The sequence below is a fragment of the Amycolatopsis sp. Hca4 genome, assembly GCF_013364075.1.
Taxonomy (GTDB): domain Bacteria; phylum Actinomycetota; class Actinomycetes; order Mycobacteriales; family Pseudonocardiaceae; genus Amycolatopsis.
Genome location: NZ_CP054925.1, coordinates 6230868 through 6251206, shown reverse-complemented (window position 1 = coordinate 6251206; position 20339 = coordinate 6230868). Strand labels below are relative to the sequence as shown.

21 protein-coding genes are annotated in these 20339 nt (G+C 71.6%); 17 read left to right on the top strand and 4 right to left on the bottom strand.

The window, feature by feature from the left end; translation table 11 throughout:
• Nucleotides 1–8 precede the first annotated feature (8 nt).
• Complete coding sequence (locus tag HUT10_RS27840; protein ID WP_176173902.1) at nt 9–782, bottom strand: deoxyribonuclease IV; 774 nt, start codon at nt 780–782, stop codon at nt 9–11.
• Between the two features lie 114 nt (nt 783–896).
• Between HUT10_RS27840 and HUT10_RS27835 the strand changes: the two genes are divergently transcribed.
• The 12 genes from HUT10_RS27835 to dnaB all read left to right on the top strand — a co-directional run bounded on the left by HUT10_RS27835 (nt 897) and on the right by dnaB (nt 10618).
• A complete protein-coding gene (locus HUT10_RS27835) occupies nt 897–1688 on the top strand; it encodes a hypothetical protein (protein ID WP_176173901.1) in 792 nt (263 codons plus the stop codon).
• A gap of 117 nt (nt 1689–1805) precedes the next feature.
• On the top strand, nt 1806–2714 hold the full coding sequence (locus tag HUT10_RS27830) for a hypothetical protein (RefSeq protein WP_176173900.1): 909 nt from the start codon (nt 1806–1808) through the stop codon (nt 2712–2714).
• An 84-nt stretch (nt 2715–2798) separates the two neighbouring features.
• Nucleotides 2799–3671, top strand: coding sequence for a hypothetical protein (locus HUT10_RS27825; protein ID WP_176173899.1), 873 nt, complete (start codon nt 2799–2801; stop codon nt 3669–3671).
• A gap of 102 nt (nt 3672–3773) precedes the next feature.
• Complete coding sequence (gene rpsF, locus HUT10_RS27820; RefSeq protein WP_176173898.1) at nt 3774–4100, top strand: 30S ribosomal protein S6; 327 nt, start codon at nt 3774–3776, stop codon at nt 4098–4100.
• A gap of 17 nt (nt 4101–4117) precedes the next feature.
• On the top strand, nt 4118–4627 hold the full coding sequence (locus tag HUT10_RS27815; RefSeq protein WP_176173897.1) for a single-stranded DNA-binding protein: 510 nt from the start codon (nt 4118–4120) through the stop codon (nt 4625–4627).
• A 45-nt stretch (nt 4628–4672) separates the two neighbouring features.
• Nucleotides 4673–4921: a 30S ribosomal protein S18 gene (rpsR, locus tag HUT10_RS27810; protein ID WP_003098744.1), complete on the top strand. Its 249-nt coding sequence runs from the start codon at nt 4673–4675 to the stop codon at nt 4919–4921.
• Between the two features lie 14 nt (nt 4922–4935).
• Complete coding sequence (gene rplI, locus HUT10_RS27805) at nt 4936–5397, top strand: 50S ribosomal protein L9 (RefSeq protein WP_176173896.1); 462 nt, start codon at nt 4936–4938, stop codon at nt 5395–5397.
• 126 nt (nt 5398–5523) lie between these two features.
• Nucleotides 5524–5880, top strand: a complete 357-nt coding sequence (locus HUT10_RS27800) for a hypothetical protein (RefSeq protein WP_176173895.1) — start codon at nt 5524–5526, stop codon at nt 5878–5880.
• Entirely contained in the window at nt 5877–6476 is a 600-nt protein-coding gene (locus HUT10_RS27795) for a DUF3558 domain-containing protein (protein ID WP_176173894.1), read from the top strand. Before HUT10_RS27800 ends, HUT10_RS27795 begins: the two co-directional genes overlap by 4 nt.
• Before the next feature lies 1 nt (nt 6477).
• A complete protein-coding gene (locus HUT10_RS27790; protein WP_176173893.1) occupies nt 6478–7836 on the top strand; it encodes a hypothetical protein in 1359 nt (452 codons plus the stop codon).
• Between the two features lie 84 nt (nt 7837–7920).
• Nucleotides 7921–8709, top strand: a complete 789-nt coding sequence (locus HUT10_RS27785; RefSeq protein ID WP_176178041.1) for an ESX secretion-associated protein EspG — start codon at nt 7921–7923, stop codon at nt 8707–8709.
• A 505-nt stretch (nt 8710–9214) separates the two neighbouring features.
• A complete protein-coding gene (gene dnaB, locus HUT10_RS27780) occupies nt 9215–10618 on the top strand; it encodes a replicative DNA helicase (RefSeq protein ID WP_176178040.1) in 1404 nt (467 codons plus the stop codon).
• On the opposite strand, the gene HUT10_RS27775 is transcribed toward dnaB, so the two are convergent.
• Entirely contained in the window at nt 10615–11067 is a 453-nt protein-coding gene (locus HUT10_RS27775) for a MarR family winged helix-turn-helix transcriptional regulator (RefSeq protein WP_176173892.1), read from the bottom strand. The genes dnaB and HUT10_RS27775 overlap by 4 nt on opposite strands.
• 66 nt (nt 11068–11133) lie before the next feature.
• Between HUT10_RS27775 and HUT10_RS27770 the strand changes: the two genes are divergently transcribed.
• Both HUT10_RS27770 and HUT10_RS27765 read left to right on the top strand, forming a co-directional pair.
• Nucleotides 11134–11526 carry a MarR family transcriptional regulator gene (locus tag HUT10_RS27770; RefSeq protein ID WP_176173891.1) on the top strand — a complete coding sequence of 131 codons (393 nt, stop codon included), beginning with the start codon at nt 11134–11136 and terminating at the stop codon, nt 11524–11526.
• Between the two features lie 67 nt (nt 11527–11593).
• Nucleotides 11594–12364, top strand: coding sequence for a dioxygenase (locus HUT10_RS27765; protein ID WP_176173890.1), 771 nt, complete (start codon nt 11594–11596; stop codon nt 12362–12364).
• 224 nt (nt 12365–12588) lie between these two features.
• Here HUT10_RS27765 and HUT10_RS27760 read toward each other — a convergent pair whose 3' ends face one another.
• Together HUT10_RS27760 and HUT10_RS27755 are read right to left on the bottom strand one after the other, a co-directional pair.
• Nucleotides 12589–15936 carry a PE-PGRS family protein gene (locus HUT10_RS27760; protein WP_254897064.1) on the bottom strand — a complete coding sequence of 1116 codons (3348 nt, stop codon included), beginning with the start codon at nt 15934–15936 and terminating at the stop codon, nt 12589–12591.
• Nucleotides 15937–16141: 205 nt separating this feature from the next.
• Complete coding sequence (locus HUT10_RS27755; RefSeq protein WP_176173889.1) at nt 16142–17119, bottom strand: hypothetical protein; 978 nt, start codon at nt 17117–17119, stop codon at nt 16142–16144.
• 225 nt (nt 17120–17344) lie between these two features.
• Here HUT10_RS27755 and HUT10_RS27750 point away from each other — a divergent pair, with 225 nt between their 5' ends.
• From HUT10_RS27750 to HUT10_RS27740, 3 genes are read left to right on the top strand one after another with little or no spacing between them, the layout of a single operon-like run.
• Nucleotides 17345–18550 carry an AI-2E family transporter gene (locus HUT10_RS27750; RefSeq protein WP_176173888.1) on the top strand — a complete coding sequence of 402 codons (1206 nt, stop codon included), beginning with the start codon at nt 17345–17347 and terminating at the stop codon, nt 18548–18550.
• Nucleotides 18547–19683, top strand: coding sequence for a MacS family sensor histidine kinase (gene macS / locus HUT10_RS27745; RefSeq protein WP_176173887.1), 1137 nt, complete (start codon nt 18547–18549; stop codon nt 19681–19683). Before HUT10_RS27750 ends, macS begins: the two co-directional genes overlap by 4 nt.
• Nucleotides 19680–20339, top strand: coding sequence for a response regulator transcription factor (locus HUT10_RS27740; RefSeq protein ID WP_176173886.1), 660 nt, complete (start codon nt 19680–19682; stop codon nt 20337–20339). The genes macS and HUT10_RS27740 overlap by 4 nt, the downstream gene beginning before the upstream one ends.

Sequence of the window (20339 nt, the reverse complement as noted above, 5' to 3'; positions counted from 1 at the left end):
ACTGCCGTTCAGCCCAGCTGTTCGCGCAGGTAGGCGATGTCGGCGGCCTGGCCGTCGGGCGGCGTCTCGACGACGACCGGGGCACCGGCCGCGCGGGCGACGGCGACCAGCACCTCGGGGTCGATCGTGCCCTCGCCCTTGACGACGTTCGCGTGCCGGTCCCGGGTCGAGCCGAACTCGTCGCGGGAGTTGTTGAGGTGCACCAGGTCGATCCGGCCGGTGATGGCCATGACCTTCTCGACGGCGGTGGCCAGGTCCCAGCCCGCCGCGAAGGCGTGGCAGGTGTCCAGGCAGAACCCGGCACCGAACTCGCCGACCTTGTCCCACAGCCGGGCGATGACGTCGAGGTCGCGGGTGATCGCGTTTTCGCCGCCCGCGGTGTTCTCGATCAGGATCGGGACCTTGAAGCCGCCCTTCTCCTGCTCGCGCTCGAACAGCTTGCGCCAGTTGTCCAGGCCCGCTTCGACGTCGTCGTTCGCGCCGACGTGCCCGCCGTGCACGATCAGGCCCTTCGCGCCGATCGCCGCGGCGCCGTCCGCGTGCTGCGTGACGTTCTTGCGGGACGGGATCCGGATCTTGTTGTTCAGCGAAGCCACGTTGATCAGGTACGGCGAGTGGATGAACACCTCGACCGGGTCGGCCGCGATGGCCTCGCCGTGCGGGTGCGGCTTCGGGGCTTTCCAGCCCTGGGGGTCGGAGAGGAAGAACTGGACGACGTCGGCTTTGCGGTCGGCGACCGCGGTCAACGGGTCGTCGTCACGGACATGGGCGCCAATCAGCATGGCGAGAACGGTACTCCGGATCCCATTTCCGGCCGGTGAGCCCGGTTGGTGACGCTCGTGGAGTACCGTGAGCGCGTTCCGTGATCCAGATCGGTCCGACTGCCGGAGGGCAAGATGGGGAAGCACGTCACCCGGATCACCGCACTGGGGTTCACGATCGCCGCCTCGGCAGTGCTCGCGGTGCCGGGCCTGGCGAACGCCGACACCAGCCCGACGCTCGGCGGCAGCTGCGAGGCCACCCTGCAGCAGGGGAGCTCGTCCGGGCTGACGCTCGACGCGGGCGCTCCGCTGAACGCCCCGAACCGGCTCACCGTCGGCCTCGACTCGAGCTCGCGGAACACGAACGGCACGGCACCCCTGCTCACGCTGCCGCTCGGCGACACGGTGAAGGCGCTCGGCATCGGCCAGGTGCCGCTGGTCGGCGACGCGGCGGCGAAGGGCGTCTGCCCGGCCGCGCAGGGCACGGTCAACGCCGTCGGCAACCTGACCCAGGGCGTGGCAGGCGACCTGCCGCCGCTGCCACTGCCGCCGTCGCCGGGCCCGAACCCGCCGCAGCCCGCCCCGCCCGGCCCGACACCGCCGAACCCGGGGCCGAACCCGCCGGGCAGCAGCACCGGCCCGATCGTCACCGGTCCGGGGAACGCGGGCCTGCCGGGTGACGCGATTTCGGGCATCTTCACCAACGCCGCGCTGCTCCCGGGCACCCTGGTGCAGGCGCCGGTGATCGCACAGATCATCCCGGGTCAGCAGGTCCCGCCGACCGTCGACGCCGAGAGGTCCGGCACCGCCGAGGCCCTGCCCGCCGTGACTCCGCCGGCGAAGCTGCCGGTGCTGCTCGCGGTGCTGGCGCTCACGATCGTCGCGGCCGCGCTCGTCCGGGCCTGGATCCGCCGCAGCCCCGCCTGACGCACCGTGACGTGCCCTTCCACCCGAATGCCGGACATTTCTGAGCGAGCGGGCGTCACCGGGCTGCCTTAGCGTCGTTGTACTGGGAAGTAGGCGACGACACCAGGGGCGGCGAGCATGCAGGATCGGACACGGAGGGCAACGGCGGTCGGTGCGGCGGCATTCGTCCTCGCGGGTTCCGCCGTGCTCGGCCTGCCCGGCACCGCCTCGGCGGACACGATCACGGCCAAGTGCGGCGACACGGTGACCGCGAAGCCCGGCGACACGGTCAAGGCCACCACGCCCCTGCTCGGCCTCCCGCTGAACCTCGGCGTCGTCACCGAAACCACGAAGGTGCTGACCGGGACGATCAACGCGGTCCTCGGCACGCTCTGCAACGTCACCGTGAACGTGGTGAACACCGTCGTCTCGCCGGTGCCGGTGATCGGGGCGCCCGCGGCGAGCGCGATCAACCAGGGCGTGCAGGGCGTGACCGGCGGCACCCAGCAGGGTCTCCGCTCCCTCACCGGCGGCGGCCAGCCCGCCCCGCAGCAGCCCGGCGGCACGGGCGGCAACCCGCAGCAGCCGCCGGCACCGGGCGGAACCGGTGGCGCGCCGCAGCAGGGCGGCACCCCGCAGGGCAGCACGCCGATCCCGGACGCCAACAGCCCGCTCCTGCCCGGCTTCGCGAGCACCCCGGTGTTCGGCGGCTTCCCGTTCACCCTCGGCACGGGCTACGCCCCGATGCGCGACTACAGCGGCATCCCGTTCGCGACGGCCGGGCTGTTCACGCCGTCCCCGGCGATCCGGTACGGCAGCCAGATCCCGGGTTACGCCCCGCAGTACGGCCTCACCGGTCCGGATGGCGCGGCGCAGGGCAACTCCGGCGTCCAGACCGCGGGACAGGCGGAAGCGCTACCCTCGGCATCGGACGGCTTCACGAACGGGTCGAACCTGCCGCTGCTGATTGCGGTTCTGGCACTCTCCGGAGTCAGCGCGGGTCTGGTCCGGACCTGGGTACTCCGCCGAATGGCCGCTGCCAATTGACCCGACTGCCGAGTATCTTTCGCGTATCCCGGTCGTTCATCCTGATGTCGAGTGGAACGACGCCCCCGTGATTTCCCTGGAGGATTGCTCGTGCGGAAGACCCTGACCGTCACCGCCATCGCCGCGTTCATCGCCGGCGGCGCATTCCTTTCCATGGGCACGGCCTCCGCGGCGACAACCATCGTCAGCAGCAGCTGCACCGGCTCGGTCACCGGGCAGATGGGCGACCAGGTCGCGATCGACGGAACCTCGGTCAAAACGCTGGTCACCAACGGGGCAAACAACGCCGGCACCCTCGCGGTCGGAAGCTGGGCAGGCGATTCCATCGCCAAGATCCACTCGATCCCGGTGGGCCAGGTGCCGAATTCCGCAGGTGGCGAGGCGACCGGCGCCGCGATCGGCAAGGCGGTGCGCACCGCCCTGTCCAACTCCGGCACGTGGGGCCTCGGCCTCGACTGGAAGAAGACGCTGGACAGCGTGGAAACCACGGTCGCCAAGGGCTGCGGCCTCACACTGCTCGCCGGCAACTACGTGGCGCCGAGCACGCCGAACGCCGGCACCCCGCAAGGCGGCACCGGCACCGCGCCCGGCACCAGCCCCGGCGGCGCGTCCGGCAACCTCTCGAACCTGAACCCGGGCACCGCGGGCGGCACGGGCGGCAGCGCGCCGATGCGCGACTACAGCGGCATCCCGACGGCGACCGCCGGCACGGCCGTCGCCCCCGGCGTGCGGTACCCGGCGAACGGCACCCTGCCCGGTGACGCGTCGGCCCCGCAGGCGGGCGCGGGCGACCAGAGCGGCCAGGGCGCGGACATCCGCGACGCGGGCAACGCGCAGTCGCTGGCCTCGAACGGCGCGTCGAACGACGTGCAGCTGCCCATGCTGATCGCGGTGATCGTGCTCGCCGGCGTCACCGCCGGGCTCGTGCGCACCTGGGTGCTCCGCCGGGCCGCCTGACCCCGGCGTCCGGCCCTGTCGGTACCCCCAGGTAGCCTTACCTGGACAAACCCTCCTGCCACGGACAGTCCGTGGCCGCGAGCCCATAGGAGGTGAGTGGTTGTGTCACGCCATTACGAGGTAATGGTCATCCTGGACCCCACGCTCGACGAGCGCACGGTCGCCCCCACGCTGGACAACTTCCTCAACGTGATCCGCACTTCGGGCGGTTCCGTGGAGAAGGTCGACGTCTGGGGCCGCCGCCGCCTTTCGTACGAGATCAAGAAGCACGCCGAGGGCATCTACGCCCTGCTCGACCTGAACTCGTCCTCGGACGCGGTGAAGGAGCTGGACCGCCAGCTGTCGCTGCAGGAGACCGTGCTCCGCACCAAGGTCATGCGTCGCGAGGTCAAGCGCGCCGCGGCCAAGCCCGCAGCCGCCAAGGCCTGAGCCCGAGGGGAACCCCGATGGCTGGAGACACCGTCATCACGGTGGTCGGCAACCTGACGTCCGACCCGGAACTGCGCTTCACCCCGTCCGGTGCGGCGGTCGCGAACTTCACCGTCGCGTCCACCCCGCGCACCCTCGACCGGCAGTCCGGCGAGTGGAAGGACGGCGAGGCGCTGTTCCTGCGCTGCAACATCTGGCGGCAGGCGGCGGAGAACGTCGCCGAGTCCCTGACCCGCGGCGCCCGCGTCGTCGTGCAGGGCCGCCTGAAGCAGCGGTCGTTCGAGACCAAGGAAGGCGAGAAGCGGACCGTCGTCGAGCTCGAGGTCGACGAGATCGGTCCCTCGCTGCGCTACGCCACGGCCAAGGTCAACAAGGTCAGCCGCGGTGGCGGCGGTGACTTCGGCGGCGGCGGCGGTGGCGGTGGGAACCGCGGTGGCGGCGGCGGCATGCCTGCCGACGACCCGTGGGGCTCCGCGCCCGCCGCGAGCAGCGGTGGCGGCGGCTTCTCGGACGAGCCCCCCTTCTGATCTCGTACACATCCACACAAAGATTTGAATTACCAGGAGTAGACAGTGGCCAAGCCACCCATCCGCAAGCCCAAGAAGAAGGTCTGCGTGTTCTGCAAGGCCGAGAAGAAGGGCCGCCCGGAACTGATCGACTACAAGGACACCAACCTGCTGCGGAAGTACATCTCCGACCGCGGCAAGATCCGTGCCCGTCGCGTCACCGGCAACTGCAGCCAGCACCAGCGTGACATCGCCATCGCGGTCAAGAACTCCCGCGAGATGGCGCTGCTGCCCTACACCTCGACCGCGCGCTAAGGGAGGGCACTGAAATGGCGAAGATCATCCTCACCACGGACGTGGCCAACCTGGGCGGCCCCGGCGACATCGTCGAGGTCAAGGACGGCTACGCGCGCAACTACCTGCTCCCGCGGGGCTACGCGATCGTGGCCTCCAAGGGCGCGGAGAAGAACGTGCGCACCATCCAGCGCGCGCAGGAGAGCCGTCGCATCCGCGACCTCGACCACGCCAAGGAGATCAAGGCGACGCTGGAGGGCCTCGGCGCCATCCAGCTGACCGGCAAGGCGGCCGAGGGCTCGAAGAAGCTCTTCGGCTCGATCACCGCCGGCGAGATCGTCGAGGCGATCAAGGCGGCCGGTGGCCCGCTGCTCGACAAGCGCGTCATCGAGCTCCGCGACCACATCAAGACCGTGGGCAAGCACTCGGTCGGCGCCCGGCTGCACCCGGACGTCAAGGTCGACGTGCGGCTCGAGGTCAAGGCCGTCGCGCAGTAAGGCAGTACGTCTTGGGAAGGCGGGTCACCCCTGGTGGGTGGCCCGCCTTCACGCTTTCCGGGGAACCTCGGACACCGTGGCGGCGTCGGAGGAGAATGGGCGAGGACGCGAAGGGGATGGGATCGCATGGCTAACGAGGTCAACATGTCCGCGCCGGCCGGCGGTGGCGGCGGCTTCACCTTCGACGCCGACAAGATCGACGGCGTCATCAAGAAGTGGCAGGACCTGCAGGCCGACCTGAAGCGCGACTACGCCGACGCCAACCTGATGGCGAACGTGAAGGCGCCCGGCAAGGAGTTCGCCAGCGGCGACTGGGAGAAGCTCGCGAACCCGTCCGGCAAGGCGTTCCTCGAGCAGAACCGGAAGATGCAGGAATACGTCAAGAACTACATCGAGGCGCTGACCGCCGCGAAGCAGCGGATCACCACCAAGGAGTCGGACGTCTACACCGACCTTTCGAAGCGGGGGAACCAGGCCACGTGAACCGACGACTCCTCGCCGTCCCGGCGCTGGCCTGTGCCGTGCTCGCCATGGCCGGCTGCGGCGGCAAGACCCGCGGCACCGCCAACCCGGCGCCGTCCACGGCCGAATCGGCCGGCGAGACCAGCCGGTCCACCGCCGACACCGCGCCGAAGGTGCCCAGCCCGCTGAACACCGCGTCGATCACCTCGGACGCCTGCGCGACGCTGAACGCGTCCGGGCGTTCCTCGCTGGGCCTCGGCGAGGGCTCGCCGCGCAGCACCGGCAACGGTCCGAGCTGCACGTTCCAGGAGTCCGCCGACCCGGGCAACCAGATCGACGTGACCACGGTGACGGCGAACAAGAACGGCCTCCAGGACGTCTACGACACCAAGGCCAACGACGCCTACTGGGGCGAGACCCAGGCCTACGGCTACCCGGGCGTCTACGCCGCGGCGGCGGACGACCGCAAGAACGGCAAGTGCGGCCTGTTCGTCGCGGTGACCGACCAGCTGGTGGTCAACATCCTGGTGCAGTACGACAACGGTGCCGGGGCGGGGGACCCGTGCTCCGTGGCGATGAAGTTCGGTGAGTCGATGATCCGCACCCTGGGAGGCTGAGATGCTGGAACTGGTGCTCCTGGGCGGCTTCGCCGCCTACAACATGGCGACCACGCATTCGGACGACCACACGTCGGTGCAGGGCGACCGCAAGATCGACTGCTACGACATCTGGGAGAAGATCACCACCGGTCCCGGCGCCGGCTCGATCGAGAACGGGCAGTCCGCGGCGAGCCGGCTGAAGGGCGCTTATCAGGAACGCCTCGGCACCATCGACGCGCTCGCCAAGGAGATGGACGCGGCCTGGACCGGCGGCGGCGCCGAAGCGGCGCAGAAGGCAGGGGCCCACCCGCTGCGGGTGTGGATGGAGGACTCGGGCACCAAGCTGACCGACTCCGACAAGTACCTCGGCGAGCAGCACAACGCCTTCACCACGGTGCACGCGCAGGTCCAGCAGGTGCCGAAGGACCCGCCGAAGAACAACCTGCTCAACGCGGTCACGCCGTGGACGACCGACACCGACCGGGCGATCCGCGACTACAACGCCAAGGGCCAGGCCAACGTCGACGCCTTCAACACCTACTACAAGGCGAGCAACGACAACGGCCAGAAGATGCCGACGTACGCGGCGCTGCAGGGCCAGCAGGAGAACGTCAACGTCGACGGCGGCGAAGACGGCAAGAAGAAGCCGGGCGACGACGGCAGGAACAACGGCAACAACGGCAACGGGAACCCCAACGGCACCGGCTCGGTGCCCGGGGTGAACATGCCGGGACCGGGTGGCGTCCCGTCCTTCCCCGGCCAGCCGAACACCCCCGGCGGCAGCTTCGACCCGGGCAAGGTGCCGGGCTTCGACCCGTCGAGGCCGCCGAACTTCGACCCGTCGAAGGTCCCGGGCGGGAGCTACGACCCGGGCAAGATCCCCGGGGTGGGTAACTACACGCCGCCGAACTTCTCCGACGGCACACACTCGTCGGGGTTCACCCCGCCGAAGATCCCCGGCGCCGGCGGCTTCGGCCCCAGTGGCGGCGGTGGCGGCGGCGCCGGCGACTTCTCCATCCCGGGCGGCGGCTTCGGGCCGGGCGGCTCGGGCGGGATCGGCGACCCGACGGCGGGCTTCGGGCCGGGCGGCGTCGGCTTCGGGCCCGGCGGCTCGACCGGGGCGGCCATGCCGGGCGCCGGTGACGCGGCGGGCGCCGGCCGCGGCGGCGCGGGTGCCGGCGGCGTCGGTGCCGGCGGCGCGGGGGCGGGCCGCGCCGGTGCCTCCGGGATGGGGGGCATGGGCGGCATGCACCCCGGCGGCGCCAAGGGCCAGGGCGGCGGCGACGAGGAACGCACGTCGAAGTACCTGCTCGGCGACGACCCGAACGACATCTTCGGAACCGACGAGCTGACCGCGCCGCCGGTCATCGGCGAGTAGCGGACGCGGGATCGCCGGGTGCGTGCCAAGATGGGCGCGCCCGGATCCTGCGGGTTCACCAACGATCCACTGGGGGAAAGCGCGGTGCTGGACAGGCAGGTCACGATCACGACCGGCACCCTGATCAACCTGATCCGGCGCCGGGGCGGCGAGCCGCACACGGTGCTGTCCGAGACGCCCACGTGGTACAGCGACGAGGCACAGCGCGCCGAGGACGAGCGGACCAACGCCGAGCTCGCGAAGGCCGGACTGTTCGGCTCGCGCGGCATGCACCCCGGGTTCGTCGCGACGATCGAGGCGATCGCCCGGCCGCAGCTGGAGTACTACGGCTGGATCGACGGCGGGTTCCAGGGCAAGCCGGTGAGCTACCGGCTGCTGGCCGGCAGCGCCGGCGGCGAGGCGTTCGTGCTGGCCAAGCACGAGGAGCTGGACGTCGTCGTGCTGGCGTCGACCAAGCCGCACGAGCTGCTCGACGACTTCCTCGGCCAGATCCCGAAGCTGGCGCCCGGCCGCGGGACCCCGCTCGCGGTGCCGAAGGGCCAGCTCGAAGGGACCGCCCGCAGCGACGAGGGTGGGTTTGCCGTGCTCCGCAGCGACCGCCCGGCCGAGGGTTCGCAGGAGGTCGAGGAGCTCCGCCGGATCCTCGCGTTGCGCCGGATGGGGAGCGGCAGCCTCTACGTCGCGGCCCGCAGCCGCACCGGCGCGCGGCACCGGATCGAACGCCCGGTGAACTACATCGATACCTCGGAAGGCCGATGGCTGACCGAGGAGATTCCGGGACGTGGCGAGAACCGGATCGCCTTCACCCCGGCCGACCAGCGCGTTCTCGCTGACCGGTTACGCAGCGCACAGGGAAGGCTCACGGCGGCCTGACCGGCGGGCCGTTCAGCCCACCGGGTGGCGCGTCTACCCAGCGTGATATTCATCCACAGGCCGCGCGGTCCAATGGGTTCGAGCTGGTCCACGACACGCCGAAGAACGGACTTCCCGCGACACGCCGGACGAGTTTTCCGCAAGTTCTCCACACCTTGTACACAGCCTCTGACCTGCGCATTAACCAATGCCGATCACGCTTGTCCCCAACTTGTCCACAGCTCTCGCGGCACCTGTGATTGGTTACCCCCGTTCATCCCCAGGTTGTCCACAGAAGGGTCCCCAGCCTGAATTGCCATCGGCCTTCCGGGGGATCTAGCGTGCCCGCTCGGGCCTGTACTCACGGTGGCGCTCCGCGTGTCTGCGGCAGCCGTCCGGCGTTGTCGCCGATCATCGGGGGACGAGCCCGGGTGGCCGGCCGCACGAGCACCGGCCACGTGCTTCGAGAGCGAAGATCCGGCATAATCGAACGGGTGTTCGACATGATGAGGAGGTGTCCGGAACGGTGGCGCTGACCGACGACCGCGGCCCGATGTACGCGGAGTCCGACCCGGGCCCGAGCGACCCCGGGCCCGGCGGCTTCGACCGCCAGCCGCCGCAGGACATCGCGGCCGAGCAGTCCGTGCTCGGCGGCATGCTGCTGTCCAAGGACGCCGTCGCCGACGTCATCGAGGCGCTCGGCCCCGACGACTTCTACCGGCCCGCGCACCAGGCGATCTACGACTGCATCCTCGACCTCTACGGCCGCGGCGAGCCGGCCGACCCGATCACGGTGTCGGCGGAGCTGGAGCGGCGCGGGGAGCTGGGCCGCGTCGGCGGCGCGCCCTACCTGCACACGCTGATCGCCACGGTGCCGACGGCGGCGAACGCGGGCTACTACGCGGAGATCGTCTCGGAGAAGGCGGTGCTGCGCCGGCTCGTCGAGGCGGGCACCCGGATCGTGCAGTACGGCTACGGCGCGGCGGCGGGCGACGGCGCGAACATCGACGAGGTCGTCGACCGCGCGCAGGCCGCGATCTACGACGTCACCGAGCGGCGGACCAGCGAGGACTACGTCGCGCTGGAAGAGCTGCTGCAGCCGACGATGGACGAGATCGACGCGATCGCCTCGCGCGGCGGCCAGTCACAGGGCATCCCGACCGGCTTCGCCGACTTCGACGAGCTGACCAATGGCCTGCACCCCGGGCAGATGATCATCGTCGCCGCCCGGCCCGGTGTCGGCAAGTCGACCCTCGGCCTGGACTTCGCGCGCTCGGCCTCGATCCGGCACGGCATGACCAGCGTCATCTTCTCGCTGGAAATGAGCCGGACCGAGATCGTCATGCGCATGCTGTCGGCGGAGGCCAAGATCCGCCTCGCCGACATGCGCGGCGGCAAGATGTCCGACGACGACTGGACGCGGCTGGCCCGCCGGATGAGCGAGGTCTCCGAGGCGCCGCTGTTCGTCGACGACTCGCCGAACATGACGATGATGGAGATCCGCGCGAAGGCCCGGCGGCTGAAGCAGCGGCACGACCTCAAGCTCGTCGTCCTCGACTACCTCCAGCTGATGACCTCCGGCAAGCGCGTCGAGTCGCGGCAGCAGGAAGTCTCGGAGTTCTCCCGGCAGATGAAGCTGCTGGCCAAGGAGATCGAGGTCCCGGTGATCGCGATCAGCCAGCTGAACCGTGGTCCGGAACAGCGCACGGACAAGCGCCCGATGCTGTCCGACCTGCGTGAGTCCGGCTCGCTGGAGCAGGACGCCGACCTCGTCATCCTGGTCAACCGCCCGGACGCCTGGGAGCGGGACGACCCGCGCGCGGGCGAGGCGGACCTGATCATCGCGAAGCACCGCGCCGGGCCGACGGCGACGATCACCGTCGCCCACCAGCTGCACTACAGCCGGTTCGTCGACCTGTCGCACGACTAGCCGAGAGCGCTGTACCCGCGGACGAAGGCCGTGAGGAGCCGGCCGAAGTTGTCGCGGTCCTCCTCCGGCCAGTCCGCCATGACCTCGGCGAACACCCCGCGGCGGAAGGTGTGCAGCTCGTCGAGGTGCGCCTGGCCGGCTTCGGTCGGCACGAGCACCGCCCGCCGCCCGTCGCGCTGATCGGCTTCGCGCCGCAGCAGCCCCTGCTCCACCGCGCGCGCCACGAGCCGGCTCGCGCGGGGCTGGTCGACGCCCATCGCCGCGCTCAGGGCCGTCACCGTGCTGGGCTCCCCGCGCTCGGCGAGTTCTTCGATGACGTCGAGCAGCTCGTACACCGGGTCGTGCGCGCCACGGCCCCTGGCCTTGCCGATCCGGCTCAGTGCCCGCCGCTGCTGACTGCGGCGGATCGCGATCATGGCCCGCTCGACGTCGGCCACGGCGTCCGTCATGGTTGCTCCACCTCCGAACTACATGTACTTTTACATGTAATTGTTTATCGACATGTCGGAGTGCTCATGAAACCCCTCGGCTGGTGGCTGCGCCACCTCCACGAGCTTCTCGAATCCTCCATGGGCCAGGCCCTCGACGCGGAGTCGCTGACCCGCCGGCACTGGCAGGTACTCAACACGATCACCCTCGGCGCCCGCACGCCGGAGGAGGTCGACGCGGCGATGGCGCCGTTCGTGACCGGCGAGGGCTCGATGGCCCCGAAGGTGGCCGACCTGCGCGCCCGCGGCTGGGTCGGCGACGACGGCGCGTTGACCACGGAAGGCCGGGCCGGCCACGCCCGCGTCGAGGCGCGCGTACAGGAGTTTCGCGCGAAGGCCGTCGAGGGGATCGGCGACGACGACTACCGCACGACGATCCGGACCCTGGAGCGCTGCGCGGCGAACCTCGAAGCCGCCTGAGGAATATCCCGGCACGCTCCGGCGTCGGATACACTAGTAGTTGAAACTTCAACAACTGGAGCGCTCGATGACCCGCACGCCGGTTCTCTACCTCAGCCACGGTGCCCCGCCGCTCGCCGACGACACGACGTGGACCCGTCAGCTGGCCGGGTGGTCGGCCGAGCTGCCGCGGCCCCGAGCGATCCTGATCGTGTCGGCGCACTGGGAAGAGGCGCCGCTGACCATCGGGGCGACGACGACCGTCCCCCTGGTGTACGACTTCTGGGGCTTCCCCGAGCGCTACTACCAGGTGAAGTACGCGGCGCCCGGCGCGCCGGAGCTCGCGGAGAAGGTCCGGAAGCTGCTCCGCACCACGGAGACGCCGGTGCACGACGCGCCGGAGCGCGGCCTCGACCACGGCGCCTACGTGCCGCTCGTCGAGATGTACCCGGACGCGGACATCCCGGTGCTGCAGGTCTCGATGCCCTCGCTCGACCCGCAGGAGCTGTTCGACCTCGGCCGCAAGCTCGCGCCGCTGCGCGACGAAGGCGTGCTGATCATCGGCAGCGGCTTCTTCACCCACAACCTGAGCGGCATGGCCCGCGCCACCGACGGGACACCGCCCGCGTGGTCGGCCGAGTTCGACCACTGGGGTGCCGAGGTCCTGCACAGCGGTGACGTCGACACGCTGCTGGACTTCCGGCACAAGGCCCCCGCGGCGACGCTCGCGCACCCGCGGATCGAGCACTTCGCGCCGCTGTTCGTCTCCCTCGGCGCCACCTCGGAGGAGAGTTCCGGCCGCACGGTGATCGACGGCTTCTGGCACGGCCTGGCCAAGCGGTCCCTTCAGTTCTCCTGACCTGACCCTGGACGCGAGCGAGCCCCAGGAGCCGGCTGGCTCCTGGGGCTCGTCGTCTCCAGGGAAGGAGAGCTCTTCGGTGTTCGCGGGTGGCCCGCGGCCGCGGTCGCGGCGGGAGCGGCGCTCCGTGCGAGGTCGCCCTCGCGGCGCGGTGGAGCGCCGGCCGCCGTGACAGCGGGGTTCGTGGGCCGGCGGGCTCCGCAGAGCCCGCCGGCTTCACCGCACTACTTGCGCTTCACCAGGCCCATCAGCTTCGCGAGGAAGCCGGTGGAGTCCAGGCCCGAGAGGGCCGGGACCTGCGGGGTGCTGTCCAGCACCGGCAGCTTGGCGTTCACCGGCAGCGCGGTCGGCGCGGCGGCCGGCAGGGCCGGGACCGCGACGGGCAGGCCGGTGGCCGGCACGTCCGCACGCTCGGTGCCGTGGCCGCCGAGCGAGCCCAGCGAGGACAGCGACGACAGCGACGACAGGCCGTTCACCGCGGGCAGCGCGGTGGGCAGCGCCGGCAGGGCCGGCTTCGGCAGCGCCGGAACGCCACCCAGGGCCGGCAGGCCCGCGGCCGGCACGTCCGCACGCTCGGTGCCGTGGCCGCCGAGCGAGCCCAGCGAGGACAGGCCGTTCACCGCGGGCAGCACCGAAGCGGTGGGCAGGGCCGGCTTCGGCAGGGCCGGAGCCGGCAGCTGCGCCAGGTCGGCGCGCTCGGTGGCCAGCGGAGCCGCGACCGGCAGCGCGGGCAGGCCCTGGGTGGGCAGCCCGGCGGTCGACACGTTGCTCGCGAGCCCGCTCACCGCGGGGAGACCCCGCATGGGCAGACCCTGGGTGGGCAGCCCCTCGGTGGACAGGTTGGCCGTGTGCAGCAGACCGGTCAGCGAGTCCAGCGACGGCAGGCCACCGGCCAGGCCGGCGACGGGCAGCTTGCCCATCAGCCCGTCCACCGACGGCAGGCCACCGGTGGTGGGCAGGCCGCTGCGGAGCGCGGCCAGCGACGGCAGCTCGTCCGCCGCCAGTTCCGAGCCCTCGGCCGGGAACGCGATCGGGTCCGCGGTCTCTTCGTCGATGCTGGTCACGTCGGTCGCGTAGGCGGTGGCCACCCCGAGCAGCTCGAGCGGCACGCCGAAGATCTGCACCGGGAGCGCGAACGCGTGGTAGCCGTTGATGCCCGACAGCGCGGACTGGTCGCCCGCGGTGACGGCCTTGCCACCGTTGTGCGTGGTCAGCGTGTTCTCGCCGACGGCGTGCGCCACGCCGCCCACGGTCACCGCGTCGCCGAACAGCTGCGCGATCGCGGTCACCGGCAGGTCGAGGATGTTGCCGGAGATCGCGCCCTCGACACCGGAGGTGGTGTCGTCGCCCGCGTTCCGGACGTCCGTCATGTTGATGCCGGCGCCCTTGGCGACACCCGCCGCGCTGACGGCGTCACCGAAGACCTGCGCCACCGCCAGCGGGTCGGCGCCGATGATGTTGCCGGCCACGCTGCCGCGGTCGCCGCTGGTGGTGGCGTCGCCGCCGGCCACCGAGCTGACGTCGTTGGTGCCGACGCCGGTGCCCAGCGCGCCCCCGGCGATCCCGTCGCCGAAGACCGAGCCGGCGCCCGCGATCGGGGCCTTCACGATGTTGCCGGTCAGCGCACCGTCGCGGCCGTCGGTCACGGCGTCGCCGCCCGCCGTCGCGTCGGTGATGTTGTCGTTCTCACCGGTGCCGATGCCGCCGAGCGCGCCACCGACGCCCATCGCCTGCACCGGCAGCGCGACCGGGGCCTCGATGATGTTGCCCGCGCCGGCGCCCGCCGGGCCGTGGGCCTTGACGCCGCCGCCCGCGTTGGACGTCGTGTCGGTCGAGCCCTTGCCGTGGCCCTGGCCGATGAGGGCGCCACCGATGTTCGCCGCCTGCACCGGGGTCGACAGCGGGACGGTGCCCAGGTTCGAGCTCAGGAAGCCGCCGTCGTCCACGGTGCTGCCACCGCCGCCGCCGGAGACGACCTTGGTCTCGTCGGCCGCGCCGGAGCCCTGGCCGATGAACGAGCCGCCGATGCCGAAGACCTCGGCGGGCAGGCCCACCGGGACCTGGACGATGTTGCCCGAGCCGGAGGAGTTGGCGCCCTGCGTGCCGTCGTACGCGCCGGCGGTGACCGTCTTGTCCTCGGTCGCCTTGCCGGTGGCGTTGCCGATGTGGCTGCCGCCGATGCCGAAGACCTCGGGCGCGCCCGCGGCCTGGGTGTTGACGATGTTGCCGCCGAGGAAGGCGTCGTTGCCCTTGGTGTAGCTGCCGTTGCCGGCGTTGGCGTCGGTCGTGTTGTCGTGGACCGCGTTCGCCTGGCCGATGTACGTGCCACCGATGCCGAAGGCCTCGACCGGCAGCGCGACCGACGGGTTGAGGACGTTGCCCGACCCGCTCGAGTTGTCACCGGTCGTCTTGACGAAGCCACCCGAGTCGACAGTGCTGGAGGAACTGCCGGCGCAGGGGATGCCCGCCGAGGCGTTGCCGATCCACGAGCCCGCGACACCCGCGACGTTCGCGATCGGGGAGAGCGAGGCCGCCCCGCCGTTGCCGGACAGGAACGAGTCGTCGCCGCTGGTCTCGAGGTAGGTCGGGATGCCGAGGCTGCCCTTGCGGGTGGCGCCGGCCGTGGCGTCGGCCGAGTTGTGGCAGCCGTCGGAGTTCGACAGCGAGCCCCACACCGCACCGGAGTTGCAGTTGAACTTGACCGGCAGGGCGATCGGCGCGCCGACCACGTTGCCCGACCCGGAGGCCTGGTCGCCGGAGCTCAGCAGCGAGCCGCCGGAGGTGGCGACGGTGTCGGCGTGGTAGCCGTGGCTCTGCCCGTTGCCGAGCAGGTAGGAAGCGGCGTTGCCGGTCACCTGCACCGGGGTGGCGAACTGGCCGGCCACCACGTTGCCGGAGAGGGCGGAGCCGTCGCCGTTGGTGTCGACGTCCCCGGTCTCGGTGGTGCTCTGGCTGGCCGACCCGCCGATCACCCGGCCGGTGCCGCCGGCGACCCCGCCGCCGTTGCCGGCGATCTGGACGGGGAGCGCCCAGTCGAGGACGACGGCGTTGCCGGCGAGGCTGGAGTCCTGGCCGGTCGTCTTGACGTCCTGGTCGTGCGACCAGGTCTGCGAGTGGTTGCCGCCGGCGACGGTCGCGTCACCGAGGACACCGATCGCGTTGTCGACGATCTGGATCGGGACGACGACGTCGCCCGTGACCTTGTTGCCCTTGAGGTTGTTGTGGCTCGGGGTGAAACCGCCGCCGCCACCACCGGCCCGCGAGAAGGTGCCGCCGAGGGTGCTCTCGCTGATCGGGCTCGCGTCGTCGAGCTGCTTGGCAGCGTCGTTCGCCGCGCCGGTGACCGGCTTGGTGCTCAGCTCCGTCTGCCCGGCGGGCAGGTCCAGCTGGCCGAAGGGGGTGCCGACCGCGTTGTTGGACTCCTGGATCGGAGCCGTGACGTTCAGGTCGAGCGGCGAGGCAGGGGTGTCAGGGTTGACGTTCTCGTCAGCCGAGGCGATGCCGGTGCCCAGCATCAGCAACCCACCCGTGACAAATGCGGTCTGGAGTCCGCGCTTTGCCCACGTCTGCATGGGGTTTTTCTCCTTTATTTCGGGTTCCCTTGCGGGTTCATGGGGGTGCGCTCGTCGAAACGGATGAGTCCGAGCCGCACCAGGGGGAGGTGGAACTTCTTGCGGGCGCGAAAAAGCGCACCGCCGTGTCACGGGAATTGCGCGGACGCCAAGCCGTCAAAGAAGGACGGATGTGGGTGCGTCAGCGACCCGTGGAGGGAGGTGTTCAGTCAGGAGTGACGCCGGGCTGTTCGCCCGGGGTGCGCAGCGAGTGGCGCAGGCCGGCGCGGCTCATCGCCGCGACAGCGGAGTCGACGGCTTCGGTCGTCCAGAAGGGGACGCCGAAGTTGAACCCGTCGAGGTGCCCACCGGGGGTCGTGGTGCCACCCGGGGCGGTGGGGACGGCCGGCGCGATCGGAAGCTGCGCCGGAGTCAGCGGCGACGGCAGGTCACGGTGCCCGTCGCGGGACTGACCCGCGGCACCGGTGCCGTCGTGCTCTCCACCCACCGGCATCGCGAGCGCGGCTCGCAGCGCGGCGGGAAGTTCAACGGTGGAGACGGCGGGCTCGCCCGCGACCTCACCGGGACCGGAGGTCACCGGCTCCTCCTCGACCGGGGCGGCGCCCGGGAGGCTGGGGAGCGGGACCAGGTCGCCGTGGCCTGCCGGGTCGAGCAGCTGCCACACCTGGCGGCCGAAGTCGGTCTCCGGCGCGGGGGCGATGGTCTGCTCGACGACCTGGCGGGTGTCCTCGGGCTTGCGCACGATGTGCTCGACGGCGCCGAGGGTGCGCTGGGCCGGGCTCAGCACCGCGTCGTCGGCGAGGTCGGTGACCGAGGCGTCGACCGTCTCGGAGACCTCGTGCCCGACCGCGCCGGCGTCGGTGCGGCCGCAGCGCGGGGCCTGCGGCTCGCTCCACGTCGTCGCGTCCTGGTGGCAGGCGGCGTCGGCGACCCCGCCGGCGACCTCGCCCGCGAAGTGCCCGGTGCCGCGGCTCGCGTCGCCGATGCCGGCGGTCGTGGCGTCGGTGACCGGGGTGACGGAAGCGGTGCCCACCTGGACGGTGTCGGCGGAAGCAGCGGCGTCGGAGACGACCCACGCGACGGCGGTGCCCGCCATCGCGCCACCGAGGACGAGCAGCGCACGCGACACGAGACGGCCGACGCGGTTCGCGCCCTGCCCCTCGTTCGTCGCGGTGTTCGCCACTCGTCGTCTCCTCGTACTCGGTTCGTGATCCGGTCGTTGCGGAAGCGACCTAATCAAACCGGCGGCGCGGCGCGCACCCTCGACACGACTTGATGCCCCCATCGTGTGAAAGACACATGGTGTAACTCGACTTGACGTTGGGTGATCGTCCCTGGCCGTCACGCGTGTCGGACGCGGCCGCCGGAAAACGGCCGAATCGGGCGGTCCAGCCGCTACGGTGAGTCCGTGACCCACGCGCGACGCGAAGACCCGTTCCTGCCGGAGCACGAGGACGTCACCGGGCTGATCCCCCGGGGTCTGCGCATCAGCGCGGCACTGGCGTGGCGGTTCATCGTGGTGGCCGCCGCGTTGTACGCGGTGGTCTGGGTGATCGGCTACCTCTCGGTGGTCGTCATCCCGCTGTCCATCGCCCTGCTGGTGTCCGCCCTGCTCGCGCCGGCGGTGCAGAAGCTGGTGGCGGTGAGGTTCCCGCGCGGGCTGGCGACGGCGATCGTGCTGATCGCCGGGCTAGCCGTGCTGGGCGGGCTGCTGACCTTCGTCGTCACGCAGTTCTCCTCCGGCCTGCCCCAGCTGCAGCAGCAGGTGAACGCGAGCCTCGACCAGATCAAGAACTGGCTGCTCAACGGCCCGCCGCACCTGCGCCAGGAGCAGATCCAGGACTTCATCAACCAGGCGATCGGCTTCATCCAGAACAACCAGGCGTCCATCACGACGACCGCGCTGACCACGGCGAGCACCGTCGGCGAGATCCTCACCGGCTTCCTGCTGACGCTGTTCATCACGATCTTCTTCCTCAGCGGCGGCGACGGCATCTGGACGTTCCTGGTCCGCGCGGTGCCCGCCCGGGTCCGCAACCGCGTCGACGTCGCCGGGCGCCGCGGCTTCGCCTCCCTGGTCAGCTACGTGCGGGCGACGGCGGCGGTCGCCGTGGTCGACGCCGTCGGCATCGGCATCGGCCTGTGGATCATGGGCGTGCCGCTGGTGATCCCGCTGGCGACGCTGGTGTTCATCGGCGCGTTCATCCCGATCATCGGGGCGGTCATCACCGGCGGCGTCGCGGTCCTGATCGCGCTGGTGACGAACGGGTTCATCGGCGCGGTGATCGTGCTGGCCATCGTGATCGGCGTGATGCAGCTGGAGAGCCACATCCTGCAGCCGCTGCTGCTCGGGCGGGCGGTGAAGCTGCACCCCCTGGCCGTCGTCCTGGCCATCACCGCCGGCCTGGTCGCGGGCGGGATCGCCGGTGCCCTGCTGGCCGTGCCGCTGCTGGCCGTGCTGAACGCCGGGGTCCGGTCGCTGCTGCACGAGACCAACCCGGACCCGGCCGAGGTGGACGTCCTCAAGGACCAGGCCGCGCAGCCGAACGACGCCGAACCCGGCTCCGCGGGGGCCACGGTGGCGACCCGCGGCGAAGACGACGACGAAAAGTGACCATCCGGCGGTCTCCCGACCCCGTCACGCCCATGTGGCGGGGCGTGCTCGCCTTCCGGGTGCTCACCTGGGGGTTCGCCTGCGGCACGGTGATCGTCCAGAGCGGCGCGTACCGCCGTGAGTGGCTGGCGTGGACGATCCTCGGCGTGATGGCCGGGTGGTCGGTGGTGAGCAGCTTCCTCTACCTGCGCGAGCGGACGCGGCCGCCGTGGCTGGTCGTCTTCGACCTCGTGCTGGGCACCGGGCTGCTGCTGACCTCGCCGTGGGTGCTCAGCGACGAACAGTTCGCGCTCAACGTCCCGCTCATCACCACGGTGTGGGCGGCCGTGCCGCCGGTCGCCGCCGGCGCGCGGTTCGGCGCGGTCGGCGGGGTGCTCGCCGGGCTGGTCGTCGGCGTGGCGACCGGGCTGGCGCGGGAGAAGTTCGACCTCGACGTCGCCCGCGACGGCGTCCTGCTCGCCGCCGCCGGCCTGCTGGTCGGCATGGCTTCGACGATGGCCCGCCGGTCGGCGGCGCGGCTGGAGCAGGCGTTGCGGAAGGAAGCGGCGACGGCCGAGCGCGAGCGGCTGGCGCGGTCGATCCACGACAGCGTCCTGCAGGTGCTGGCCCGGGTCCGCAAGCGCGGCAACGAGGTCGGCGGCGAAGCGGCGGAGCTGGCCCGGCTGGCCGGCGAGCAGGAGATCGCGCTGCGGTCGCTGGTGACGACCGAGCCGGCCAAGCCGAGCGACAGCGGCACGATGAGCCTGCGGGCCGCGCTGCAGGTGCTCGCGACGTCGTCGGTGCAGGTCTCGACGCCGGCGGACGACGTCGAACTGCCGGCGCACGTCGCCGGCGAGCTGGTCGCGGTGACCCGCGAAGCCCTGTCGAACGTGGAGAAGCACGCGGGCCCGGCCGCGCACGCCTGGGTGCTGCTGGAGGACCTCGGCGACGAGGTGGTGGTGAGCATCCGCGACGACGGACCGGGCATACCGGACGGCGTTCTCGAGCAAGCCGCCGCGGACGGGCACCTCGGCGTGGTGGAATCCATCCGGGGGCGGGTCCGCGATCTCGGGGGGAGCGCGACCCTCGACACCGGGCCCGGCCGGGGCACGGAGTGGGAGGTCAGGGTGCCGAGCACGAGGGGTGCGAGATGAGCGACGAACCGCGGATCTCCGTGATGGTGGTCGACGACCACCCGATCTGGCGGGACGGGGTCGCCCGCGACCTCACCGAACACGGCTTCGACGTGCGGGCGACCGCACCGGACGCCGACGCGGCGGTGCGGATCGCCCGTACCGTGCAGCCGGACGTCGTCCTGATGGACCTGAACCTGGGCAGCACCTCCGGCGTGGACGCGACCCGCGAGATCACCGCGGCGCTGCCGTCGACGAAGGTGCTGGTGCTCTCGGCGAGCGGCGAGCACAAGGACGTCCTGGAGGCGGTGAAGGCGGGCGCGTCCGGCTACCTGGTCAAGTCGGCGTCCGCGGTGGAGCTGGTCGACGCCGTCCACCGGACCGCGGCGGGCGACCCGGTGTTCACCGCGGGCCTGGCCGGGCTGGTGCTCGGCGAGTACCGGCGGATGGCGGACGCACCGGCCGAGGGCGCCGAGCCGCCGCGGCTGACCGAGCGCGAGACCGACGTCCTGCGCCTGGTCGCGAAGGGCCTGACCGCGCGGCAGATCGCCGAGCGGCTCGTGCTGTCCCACCGCACGGTGGAGAACCACGTGCAGTCGACGCTGCGGAAGCTGCAGCTGCACAACCGCGTCGAGCTGGCCCGGTACGCGATCGAGCACGGCCTCGACGAGGAGTGA

Bases quoted from the DNA above. Each gene is read 5' to 3' on its own strand.
- HUT10_RS27760 (WP_254897064.1), bottom strand. From the start codon at position 15,936: ATGCAGACGTGGGCAAAGCGCGGACTCCAGACCGCATTTGTCACGGGT.
- HUT10_RS27765 (WP_176173890.1), top strand. From the start codon at position 11,594: ATGACCCGCACGCCGGTTCTCTACCTCAGCCACGGTGCCCCGCCGCTC.
- HUT10_RS27790 (WP_176173893.1), top strand. From the start codon at position 6,478: ATGCTGGAACTGGTGCTCCTGGGCGGCTTCGCCGCCTACAACATGGCG.
- HUT10_RS27835 (WP_176173901.1), top strand. From the start codon at position 897: ATGGGGAAGCACGTCACCCGGATCACCGCACTGGGGTTCACGATCGCC.
- HUT10_RS27740 (WP_176173886.1), top strand. From the start codon at position 19,680: ATGAGCGACGAACCGCGGATCTCCGTGATGGTGGTCGACGACCACCCG.
- HUT10_RS27815 (WP_176173897.1), top strand. From the start codon at position 4,118: ATGGCTGGAGACACCGTCATCACGGTGGTCGGCAACCTGACGTCCGAC.
- rplI (WP_176173896.1), top strand. From the start codon at position 4,936: ATGGCGAAGATCATCCTCACCACGGACGTGGCCAACCTGGGCGGCCCC.
- HUT10_RS27830 (WP_176173900.1), top strand. From the start codon at position 1,806: ATGCAGGATCGGACACGGAGGGCAACGGCGGTCGGTGCGGCGGCATTC.
- HUT10_RS27775 (WP_176173892.1), bottom strand. From the start codon at position 11,067: ATGACGGACGCCGTGGCCGACGTCGAGCGGGCCATGATCGCGATCCGC.
- HUT10_RS27800 (WP_176173895.1), top strand. From the start codon at position 5,524: ATGGCTAACGAGGTCAACATGTCCGCGCCGGCCGGCGGTGGCGGCGGC.
- HUT10_RS27840 (WP_176173902.1), bottom strand. From the start codon at position 782: ATGCTGATTGGCGCCCATGTCCGTGACGACGACCCGTTGACCGCGGTC.
- HUT10_RS27770 (WP_176173891.1), top strand. From the start codon at position 11,134: ATGAAACCCCTCGGCTGGTGGCTGCGCCACCTCCACGAGCTTCTCGAA.